Consider the following 10,076-nt stretch of genomic DNA (forward strand, 5'->3'; position numbering starts at 1 on the left):
ATTAAAGTATAACCAAATCATTACTGAGTGCACTTAAAAAAGGTCATCTTTTATCAAAGGGAATGTCCCTTTGTTGTAAAATTATTTCTACAATTTCTTTTGCAGATTCCGGTTTCGCAAATTTTTTAATCGCTTTTGACATGAGTTTGCTCTTCATCTCATCCAAAATTATATCCATAATTTTATTTTTAAGATTTTCAGGATTAAGATTTTTGTCAAGAAGGAGTTCTGCTGCTCCTTGCTTTTTTAAACTCTCGGCATTTTTCACTTGATGATTTCCGGAAGATTTCGGAAAGGGAATTAATATTGCGGGCAATTCATAAAACGCTATTTCCGAAAGGGAAATAGCCCCTGCTCTACATACAACGAGATCAGCAGCAGAATATGCTAGATCCATTTGCCTTATGAATGACTTAATAACTACTGACTTTTGCTGTCCAATTTTTTCATATATTTTTTGATATTTATTTTTTCCGGTTTGAAAAATTATTTGCAAATCTTTCTTGAGCAAATCCTCTATGATTTTGACCACATTATCATTTATTGATTTTGCTCCCTGACTCCCTCCATAAACGAAAATGACTTTTCGATCATCTAATCCCCAAAATTTTTTTGCTTTTGCTTTATCCACTTTTTCCATTTTGCGGATTGGATTGCCGGTATAAATTAGACGAGAATTATCCAAATTTAAATATTCCTTTGCTTCCGGGTTTCCAAGAAAAATTATTTTGCTAGATTTTGCCAATTTTCTTGTACTGATGCCGGGGAAACTATTCTGCTCTTGCAAAAAAATCGGAATTCCAACTCCTTTCGCTCCAAGTCCGGCAGCTCCAGAAACAAATCCACCACATCCTATAAAAATATCGCATTCATTTTTTTTCAAAATACGTCTTGTTTGGAAAACACTCTTTAGCAAATAATAAGGAAATAGGAGATTCTTCGGTGTTAAAAATCTGTATAATTTTTTCACAGATATTGATTCAAATTCAAATCCTTTTTCAAGAATTATTTCCTTTTCCATTCCATCTTCCGAACCGATAAACGTAATGCTAACATCTTTTACCTGATGGATAAATTCTTCTGCAATAGCAATCGCAGGAAAAACGTGCCCACCTGTTCCACCGGCAGCAATAGCTACTTTAAGCATATTGAAACCTTGTCTTGGTAAAGTTTTTTCTTCCATTTTTACTTGCATTCAAAATTATTCCGATCGAAATAACATCCATTATGGTCGCTGATCCACCATAGCTGATAAAGGGTAGGCTCACACCTGTGGACGGAATCAAACTGGTAACTACGCTGATATTCACAATCAGATTGAACAGAATGTTCAAACTCAGAGCCATAATAAGAAGCGAATGGAAAAAAGAGGGATTCCTGAGCGCTAAAGTAAAACATGATATTATCAACGTCAGATAAATTATAATCAATGTAACAGCTCCAAAGAAACCGAATTCTTCACCAATAACAGAAAAAATATAATCCGTTTTTGCGAAAGGGAGATAAAACAATTTTGCCCGATCATCAATCGTTCCTTTGCCGGTATATTTTCCTTGTGAAAGAGCAATAAGTGCCTGTCTCGGTTGATAAAAACGCTCTTCTATTTCCGGACTAATATCTTTGCCGGAAATAAAGTGAATAAATGATAAAAGGCGTTCCTTGCGATAGGTAGCCCCCAAAATAAAAATAGAACCAAGCAAAATCACGGCAATCAATCCAATTATCAAAATCGTTTTTATGCTAATATTTGCCAAAAATAACACTACAAAAAAAATCAAGAATAAAATAGCAGATGTGCTTAGATCCGGTTCAATAAAAATTAATAAAATGTATGCAAAAGTAATCACTAAAACAGGGAAATAATTTTGGATAAATCTAGTAGGAGTAGAATCGGCGACTTGATCTTCGTTCTTAACAAAATAATGGACGAGGTAGAAAATCAGAATTACCCTTGCGACTGTGCTAGCTTGGAGATTCAAAACGATTAGATCGATCCACCTTTTGGAATAATTACTTTCAATTCCTACCCCAGGCACAAAGACAGCTGCAAGGAGGAATAATCCCAAGATTACAAATGGAAACGCAAGGGGGCGTACTTTTTGTAAATTGATTTTTTTGTAGAAAATCCAAAAAAATGGGGCAGCAATCGCTATCCACATGCATTGCTTCAGAAAATAAGTTATTTTGAATTGGAAAGCAGTTATGTTTCCCAAAATCATCAAACTTATTAGCAGCAAAATGCAGCTGGTGTAGATGACAAGATTTTCCAATTTTTCAGTTTGAATTTTCATAATATCATTCTAAATCATTCACAATTTTCTTAAATATTTTTCCACGATGTTCAAAATTTTTGAACATGTCATAGCTGGCACAGCCCGGGGATAGAATCACTACATCACCTTGTTTTGCCAAACTTTTCCCCTTTTCAACCGCATCTCTCAAATCTTCAACGCCAAACACTTTGGTAACATCGCCAAAAGTGGTTTCCAATTTTTCCTTTGTTTCTCCGAGCACTATCAGATTTTGCACTTTTTCCTTGATTAGAGATTTTAGTCCGGAAAAGTCTTCATTTTTGTCAGAGCCTCCCATAATCAAATTTATGGGATTTATAAAAGCATCTAAGGCACATCGAACCGAATCGCTGTTCGTTGCTTTCGAATCATTTACATAAATTACATCGTTGATAATTTTCACAATCTCAAGCCGATGCTCCAGACCGGAAAACGATAGAATCCCCTGCTTGATCTCATTTGCAGATAAACCACAATTAATTAGCGAAAGGGATGCTGCCGAAATATTACTGTAGTTATATTTCCCTTTTAGAGGAATTTTATTTAAAGGGATTTCAACGACATTGTCTTTCAAATCTTTGATGAACAATTTTTCATTCTGTAAAAAAACGTATGGATTTACTTTTTTTTCTACGCTGTAGGGTAATTTATTTCGTGAATTTTTTATATAAATATCGTTGCATACTGCATTATCTAAGTTGATGATACCAATATTTTTCACACGAAGAGACTCGTGTGCTACTTTTTCAGATTCAATATCAAAGGACTGATGTTCTGCCGGGTTTTGATTTTCGAAAATTCTTAATTTCGATAATTTATAATCGGCGAAGGAATCATATCTATTGAGATGATCAGGTGTAATATTCAGCAAAATTGCAATATCAGGTTTAAAATCGTGAATCGTATCCAACTGAAAGCTACTCACCTCAACCACTATAAAATCGAAAATGTCCTTTTCTATCGGGAAAGAAGTCAGGGGATTTCCAATATTACCAGCAAGTATTGATCTCTTTTTTGCATTCCTCAAAATATGGTGAATTAATGAAACCGTAGTGCTTTTCCCGTTGGAACCGGTAACAGCTATTAACTTTGCATTATTTTTTTTTAGAATCTGATAGCCGAGTTCCAACTCACTCCAAATCGGAATTTTCTTTTCCCGTGCTTTTTGCAATATCTCAATATTCAGCGGAATTCCCGGGCTTATCACAATAACATCAGCATCCAAAACCTTATCTGTATGACCTTCAACTTCATATGAAAAATTTTGCAAAAAATCATTACTGATTTCCAATTTTTCTAAAGGTGTATTTTCAGAAATAAAAGGAGTGTTTCCCAGTTCCTTCAATTTTTTGGCAGCAGCCTTCCCGCTACGAGCAAGACCGAGCACTGAAAATTTTAAATCTATAAATTCAAACATTTTATCGTATCTTTAATGTAATCAAACCAATGGTTGTTAATAAAATCATAATAATCCAAAATCGAACTACGATTTGGTTCTCTGTCCAGCCCTTCATTTCATAATGATGATGAAGAGGAGCACATCGAAAAAGTCTTTTCCCTTCTCCTGTTTTCAGTCTGGTATATTTGAAATAATAGCGTTGTAAGAGAGATGACATAGCTTCCACGAGAAACAAAAAGCTGATTATCATAAAAAATATTTCGGACTTCAACAAAATTGCCAATACGGCTATCAATCCACCCATTGACAAGGCTCCCGTATCACCCATAAACACTCCTGCCGGTTTTATATTATACCAGAGAAATCCTACCATTGCACCGATCAAGGCGGTTATAAAAACTGCAAGTTCACCGGCATTTTTTATAAATTCAATCTGGAGATAATCCGCAATAACAGCATTTCCTTTTATATATGCAATAATTCCCAATCCAAACGCAACAATCGCAATCGAACCGGAAGCGAGCCCATCCAAACCATCGGTAAGGTTAACAGCATTTGAATAAAAAGTGATGAAGAGTGCTACAAAAGGAATAAATAATATTCCTAAGGAAAAGGACGTATTCTTAAAAAAGGGTAAAGTTATTTCTGTGATTGAAGCGGATTTTTCGTAACCGAAGTATAAAGTAAAAGCAATTAGTAGTCCAAGAACAATCTGTCCTGAAATTTTGTATTTTTCTACCAATCCCTCGGAAACACGTTTAATGTTTTTTAAATAATCATCCAAAAAGCCCAATCCACCAAGCCACAAAACGACCAAACCCGCCATTAAAACGTAATTATTTGTGAGATTATTCCAAAGCAAAACAGAGATCAGTAAGGCTATTCCGATGATCAATCCACCCATAGTCGGAGTTCCAGCCTTATGCTTGTGATTGGTGGGCAAATCCAGATTGATCCGCTCAGTTATCTGATTCTTTTTCAAATCTTTAATGAGTTTCGGAGCAAAGATGAATGACAATAATATTGCCGTGATAAATGCACCTAATGCTCGGAAGGTAATGTATTGAAAAATATTAAAAATACTATTATATTTCACCAGCGGGTAGAAAATATGATAAAACATTAGATTGTTATCCTTTCTAAAATTTTCTCTAATTTAATATCTCGAGAACCTTTTATTAAAATTGCTGAGTTTTGGGGAAAATCAAATTTTTCCCTTTTCAATGCTTCTGTAACATCTGAATAATGCGCGGCACCACGAAAATATTCCGCATATTTTCCAATTGTAATTATTCGATCAATTTGTGATTTTTTTAGATCTTCTCCAAACTGACGATGGATTTCTTCACTTTTAGCACCTAATTCAAGCATATCACCAAGAATAGCAATTTTGGGTGAATTTTGCAAAGCGACAAAATGCTCAATACCGGAGCGAAGAGACATGGGATTCGAGTTGTAGCAATCTGCGATGATTAGCCAATCTCGTTTTGTATTCCTTTTTATTTCCATCCGTAAATCCAAATCTTGAACTTTCATAAGTCCTTCTTTTATTTGTTCATCTGAAAGTCCTAATTTTTTTGCAATAATGATCGCAGGAATTGAATTATAAATGTTCGGTTTAAAATTGTTGAAGATGGAATATACTTTCCTAACACGATAGGACTCGGGTTCTCCTTTATTTAAGGAAAATGAAAAATGCCCGTTTTTGAGTTCGATGTTTTCGATAACAAAATCATTATCCGCATTTTTACCGAAAGAAACAAAACCAGCACGATGTTTATATTTTTCAAATAACGGGTTATCCCCGTTGAAAATTTTCAGAGTCTCGCTTGAAGAATATTTGAACAAATCGGTCTTCTCATGAAAAACTCCTTCAATATTTTCCAAAAATTCCACATGAGATTCACCTACATTTGTAATCACGGCAAAAGAAGGATTCAGCATTTCAGCCATTTTTTTTATTTCTCCGAAATGGTTTGTTCCCATTTCAATAACCGAGATTTCGGATGATTTGTCCATTTGCAAAATTGAATAAGGTAAACCAATGAGTGTGTTTAAATTTCCTGTGGATTTATGCGTTATGAATTTTTCCGATAGAACATTCGCCACAAATTCCTTTGTAGTGGTTTTGCCAACCGAACCCGTAATTCCGATAAAGGGAATATCGAATTTATCACGGTAATATCTAGATAATTTTCCAAATGCCTTGAGGGAATTATCCACAAATATCAAACCGGCAGAAGTGTGAACATTGGGCGGTTTTTCTTCAACCACAGCATATTTTGCACCATTAGCAAAAGCTTGTTTCACAAAATTGAGTCCATTTACTTTTTCGCCATTCAGCGCGAAAAAGAGACAATTTTCGTTCTTTTCGGTTATCATTCTGCTATCATACTGAACATATTCTATGAAATCATCTTGTGTATCTTGCATAATTTTCCCATTGATAGCTTCCACAATTTCTTTAACGGTTAATTTTTTCATAAATATATTTTAAAAAAAATGCAAACTGCGTCAAGGATTGACGCTAATTCATAGCATATCCGAAATCCTCATTTTCAAAAATATCCAAATTTGGCAAGACAATCAATTCACGGACAATTTTTTTATATACCGGACATGCTGTGTAACTTCCGAATTCATGCGTAGTATTCTCATTATAAGGTTCATCCATAATGATTAACATAGCAAATTTAGGATTTTGAATTGGAAAAAATCCACAAAAGCTCGAAACATATTTCCTTTCCTTTAGTTTACCATTTTCAAATTTTTCTGCGGTTCCGGTCTTACCCGCAATCTTGATATCCATATCTTTCAGAACAAATCCATGCCCTTCAGTTACAACAGCACTCAAATAGGTTTTCAAAGTATCCAAATCTTGTTTGTTAGACATTTCTCGGATAATTTTTTTCTGCGGTTCATGAATAAGATTTCCTTGATAATCCGTAACTTTTTCCAATATGCGCGGTTGCAACATTTTTCCCCCATTTGCAATTGCTGCATAAGCATAAACCATTTGAATTGCAGTTACAGAAATTTCCTGTCCGAAAGCGAGAGAGTGCTTTGTAAAACCAGACCATTGAGAAGTTTTAGGAACAACTCCGGATTGCTCACCCGTTAAGAGAATACCCGTTTTGTGCCCAAAACCAAAATCCATTAACCTATCATGAATATATTCATCGGACAGCTCATCCGCGATATAAGACATTCCTACATTGCTCGAATGTGCTATGACCCCCTTCATCGTCAAATCATCCAATTCCTTTACATCGACAATTTTCCTTTTTCCAATCCATCTTGTATTGCAATCAAAAATATGATCATGAGCAAATTTATTTTCTTCCAAAGCCATAAGCATCACGATTGGCTTCACGATAGATCCTGGCTCAAAAAGCCAACTTACCGGATAAAGCGGTATTGAATGCGAAGCATGAGTTGATACGTTTAAATAATCTGCACTAATGCCACTAATTCCAAGAATATCACCACTCGTAACCGATACAATAATTCCCAAAGCATGTTTGGATTTTGTTTCAATTAAACCTTCTTTAAGATATTTTTCCAATATCGTTTGAACATGAGAATCAATCGTGAGATAAACCGAATTGCCCGGAATCTGTTTCTTTTCTTTCATATCCGTTGTGCGATATTTTTCTCCTGTTGCGTATCGGATAAATTCATACCAACCATCTTCTCCGGACAGATCGTCGTCAAAAACGTATTCAATTCCACACTTCGCTTCCTCTTCCTTATACAATCCGATTACCGCTCCTGCCAATTCTTCTTTAGGATAAATTCGTTTGGATTTCTGTTTAAATTCTTGAAGCCCGTTAACTTTATTTTTTGCTAAGGTGGATTTAATCGAATTTTTCTGTAAAACATCAACATCTCTTATCAATTCAAAACCATTAGGATAATCATGCGAAAATTTTTTTAATCTATTGTAAATCACGTTGAAATCGGCTGAAGTAGATTCACTTATTGCGCTCGCAATCCACCTATATATTTGAAGACTATCTTCTGCCGAGAGAGAATCAGCCTGTGCACAATCCATTATGGAAGGGCAAAACTGAAGGGTAAATGTTTTTTCATTCCCGGCAAGAGGAATTCCGTTTCTATCATAAATAATTCCTCTATCAGCCGGAATGATCTGCCGATTTGGTTTATAGCGATAATAACGATCACAAAAACCGTATATGTCTCTGATTTGAACCGCATACAACCGCCAAATAATTGCAGAAAAAACAATTAGAACAAAAAATATCACAACATATATTCTTCCCTTACTTATATTCATAATTAACTATTGGAATAAAATTCTCGATTAATGATTTTCGGATGCCATAACATTTGGTGATAAAAAATTGCGGAATGAATATTTATTTATTTTATCTTCAGTTTCATTTTGAATAACACAAATAATATCCCTTGAACTTGGAAAAATCATGCCTAATTCCGTTCTTGCCAGAAACACAATTCTTTTATCCATAGAGAGCTTACTAATATCATTTTTCAGATCATTCAAAGCTTCGCGTGTATTCCAGATCTCGCTTTTCAGCTGCTCTATCTGACACTGTTTTGAAAGATAGACAAATTTTGTTAAATTACTGCTTAATATAAAAAGAAATACCGATACAATTATGATCCAAATTTTACCATTCATTTTTAGCACCTTTCTGCTGCCCTTAGCTTTGCACTTCTCGCTTGTGGATTAGTCTTTACTTCCTCGTTTGCAGGTGTGATCGGTTTTTTTGTAATTATTTCCAGCCGTTTTTCTTTATCACAAACACACTTGGGAAAGTTAGGTGGACAAATGCACTCTTTTTCCTCATACTTGAAAAAATTTTTCACAATCCTATCTTCAAGCGAATGATAAGAGATTACTACTATTCGTCCATTTTCGTTTAACACATCTACAGAATCTTTGAGTGCCTTTTCGAGTACTTCTAGTTCTTTATTCACCTCAATACGAAATGCCTGAAACACACGTGCAAGAGTCTTCTTATTTGGATATGGAATTGCATTCTCAATAATTTTTTTTAGTTCAAATGTTGTAACAATCTTCTTTTTTTCTCGAGATCGAACAATATTATTCGCGATTCTCCTTCGATATTTTTCTTCTCCAAATTCATAAATTATTCGCACAATATCTTCAAGATCATAATAATTTACGATTTGAAATGCGGATAGTTTTGCATTTTTGTCCATCCGCATATCGAGTTTTTCATCTATTTGAAAGCTAAAACCTCTGTCCTTTGCGGTAATTTGGTGAGAAGAAACCCCAAGATCGAAAAGAATTCCGTCAATTTTTCTAATCCGATTCAGGGCAAGAGCAGAAGTTAAATATGAAAAATTTTTATTTACGAAAATTATCTTATCTTCCCATTTCCTACATCTGTTTTGAGCGAATTCTATCGCTTCCGAATCTTTATCCAATGCAATTACCCGTATATCATCCACCGCATCGCAAATACTTGCAAGATGCCCTCCGCCACCTGTGGTAGCATCCACATAGATTCCCCCTTTTTTGATATTTAATAAATCAACAGCCTTCTGCCTGAGAACCGGGATATGGTAATTTTCCATTATAAGCTATTTATATTTCCTAAAAACACATTTTCATAATCTTGTTCGAGTGTGAGTGTATATTCAGCAAATTTTTCCGGATTCCATAGGGTAAAATATTTACCTTCACCAAGAAAAACAGCGTTTTTTTCTATCTGAGCCATATCCAAAAGATTTTGAGGGATCAAGATACGACCGGGTCCTTCTATCTTTAATTCCGTAGCCCATCTGAGTAACATTCGTAAAAAATTTTTATCTTTATCCGGACCGTTCTCTAATCTGGTTTTAGTCATTTTCCACCTATCAAACGGGTAGATCTGCAATGTGTTCAATCTCCCCCGAATAATCGTTACCATATTTTTTGCTTGCGGTGAAAATTGCTTTCTATATGGTTGCGGGATACTGATTCTGCGATTAGAAACAGAGGCTTCATAAGTTCCCATAAAAGTTCCAGCCATTATCTCTCCGATCTTGTTTATCATGCCGATTATATTGAATAATAATCCAATGCAAATGCCTTTGAATAATTATGACATTTTATGACATCAAACGAAGATGGCTGACAGTTTGTCAAACTTTATCGGAATATTTATTAAATTATTTTAATATGGTTTTAATTCAAATGCTACTGATAGTTAAAAAAGCAGGTAATAATCGTATTCTTTTCTAAAAATAAAAAAATGATCGAGAATTATTATTTACTTTATGTTGAGAGGAAAATAAATTTTTCATTCATAAAAATTGGTGATGCTTTATTAAACCTTCTCAGTATTACAAAAAACTTAGCAACTAATTTGCACGAATGGCATTATTTTAAATCA

9 protein-coding genes are annotated in these 10,076 nt (G+C 34.5%); all 9 read right to left on the reverse strand.

Annotation, left to right across the window (positions count from 1 at the left end):
- Window positions 1–43: 43 nt before the first annotated feature.
- The 9 genes from murG to U9P79_07445 are packed head-to-tail and all read right to left on the reverse strand — an operon-like array spanning window position 44 to window position 9,713.
- Window positions 44–1,195: an undecaprenyldiphospho-muramoylpentapeptide beta-N-acetylglucosaminyltransferase gene (murG, locus tag U9P79_07405; GenBank protein ID MEA2104449.1), complete on the reverse strand. Its 1,152-nt coding sequence runs from the start codon at window positions 1,193–1,195 to the stop codon at window positions 44–46.
- Window positions 1,140–2,291 (reverse strand): FtsW/RodA/SpoVE family cell cycle protein, encoded by a 1,152-nt coding sequence (locus U9P79_07410; GenBank protein MEA2104450.1) that lies wholly within the window; start codon window positions 2,289–2,291, stop codon window positions 1,140–1,142. Before U9P79_07410 ends, murG begins: the two co-directional genes overlap by 56 nt.
- Before the next feature lie 4 nt (window positions 2,292–2,295).
- Window positions 2,296–3,708, reverse strand: a complete 1,413-nt coding sequence (gene murD, locus U9P79_07415; protein MEA2104451.1) for a UDP-N-acetylmuramoyl-L-alanine--D-glutamate ligase — start codon at window positions 3,706–3,708, stop codon at window positions 2,296–2,298.
- A gap of 1 nt (window position 3,709) precedes the next feature.
- Entirely contained in the window at window positions 3,710–4,813 is a 1,104-nt protein-coding gene (gene mraY / locus U9P79_07420) for a phospho-N-acetylmuramoyl-pentapeptide-transferase (protein ID MEA2104452.1), read from the reverse strand.
- Entirely contained in the window at window positions 4,813–6,174 is a 1,362-nt protein-coding gene (gene murF, locus U9P79_07425; protein MEA2104453.1) for a UDP-N-acetylmuramoyl-tripeptide--D-alanyl-D-alanine ligase, read from the reverse strand. The genes mraY and murF overlap by 1 nt, the downstream gene beginning before the upstream one ends.
- A 43-nt stretch (window positions 6,175–6,217) precedes the next feature.
- On the reverse strand, window positions 6,218–7,987 hold the full coding sequence (locus U9P79_07430) for a penicillin-binding protein 2 (GenBank protein MEA2104454.1): 1,770 nt from the start codon (window positions 7,985–7,987) through the stop codon (window positions 6,218–6,220).
- A gap of 27 nt (window positions 7,988–8,014) precedes the next feature.
- A complete protein-coding gene (locus tag U9P79_07435) occupies window positions 8,015–8,353 on the reverse strand; it encodes a hypothetical protein (GenBank protein ID MEA2104455.1) in 339 nt (112 codons plus the stop codon).
- Between the two features lie 2 nt (window positions 8,354–8,355).
- A complete protein-coding gene (gene rsmH / locus U9P79_07440; GenBank protein MEA2104456.1) occupies window positions 8,356–9,276 on the reverse strand; it encodes a 16S rRNA (cytosine(1402)-N(4))-methyltransferase RsmH in 921 nt (306 codons plus the stop codon).
- Window positions 9,276–9,713: a hypothetical protein gene (locus tag U9P79_07445; protein MEA2104457.1), complete on the reverse strand. Its 438-nt coding sequence runs from the start codon at window positions 9,711–9,713 to the stop codon at window positions 9,276–9,278. The genes rsmH and U9P79_07445 overlap by 1 nt, the downstream gene beginning before the upstream one ends.
- Window positions 9,714–10,076 lie beyond the last annotated feature (363 nt).

It is taken from the genome of Candidatus Cloacimonadota bacterium, from assembly GCA_034661015.1.
GTDB lineage: Bacteria > Cloacimonadota > Cloacimonadia > JGIOTU-2 > JGIOTU-2 > JAYEKN01.

Excerpts from the sequence above, each read along its gene's own strand:
- murG (MEA2104449.1), bottom strand. The coding sequence starts at position 1,195 with ATGCAAGTAAAAATGGAAGAAAAAACTTTACCAAGACAAGGTTTCAAT.
- U9P79_07410 (MEA2104450.1), bottom strand. The coding sequence starts at position 2,291 with ATGAAAATTCAAACTGAAAAATTGGAAAATCTTGTCATCTACACCAGC.
- murD (MEA2104451.1), bottom strand. The coding sequence starts at position 3,708 with ATGTTTGAATTTATAGATTTAAAATTTTCAGTGCTCGGTCTTGCTCGT.
- mraY (MEA2104452.1), bottom strand. The coding sequence starts at position 4,813 with ATGTTTTATCATATTTTCTACCCGCTGGTGAAATATAATAGTATTTTT.
- murF (MEA2104453.1), bottom strand. The coding sequence starts at position 6,174 with ATGAAAAAATTAACCGTTAAAGAAATTGTGGAAGCTATCAATGGGAAA.
- U9P79_07430 (MEA2104454.1), bottom strand. The coding sequence starts at position 7,987 with ATGAATATAAGTAAGGGAAGAATATATGTTGTGATATTTTTTGTTCTA.
- U9P79_07435 (MEA2104455.1), bottom strand. The coding sequence starts at position 8,353 with ATGAATGGTAAAATTTGGATCATAATTGTATCGGTATTTCTTTTTATA.
- rsmH (MEA2104456.1), bottom strand. The coding sequence starts at position 9,276 with ATGGAAAATTACCATATCCCGGTTCTCAGGCAGAAGGCTGTTGATTTA.
- U9P79_07445 (MEA2104457.1), bottom strand. The coding sequence starts at position 9,713 with ATGGCTGGAACTTTTATGGGAACTTATGAAGCCTCTGTTTCTAATCGC.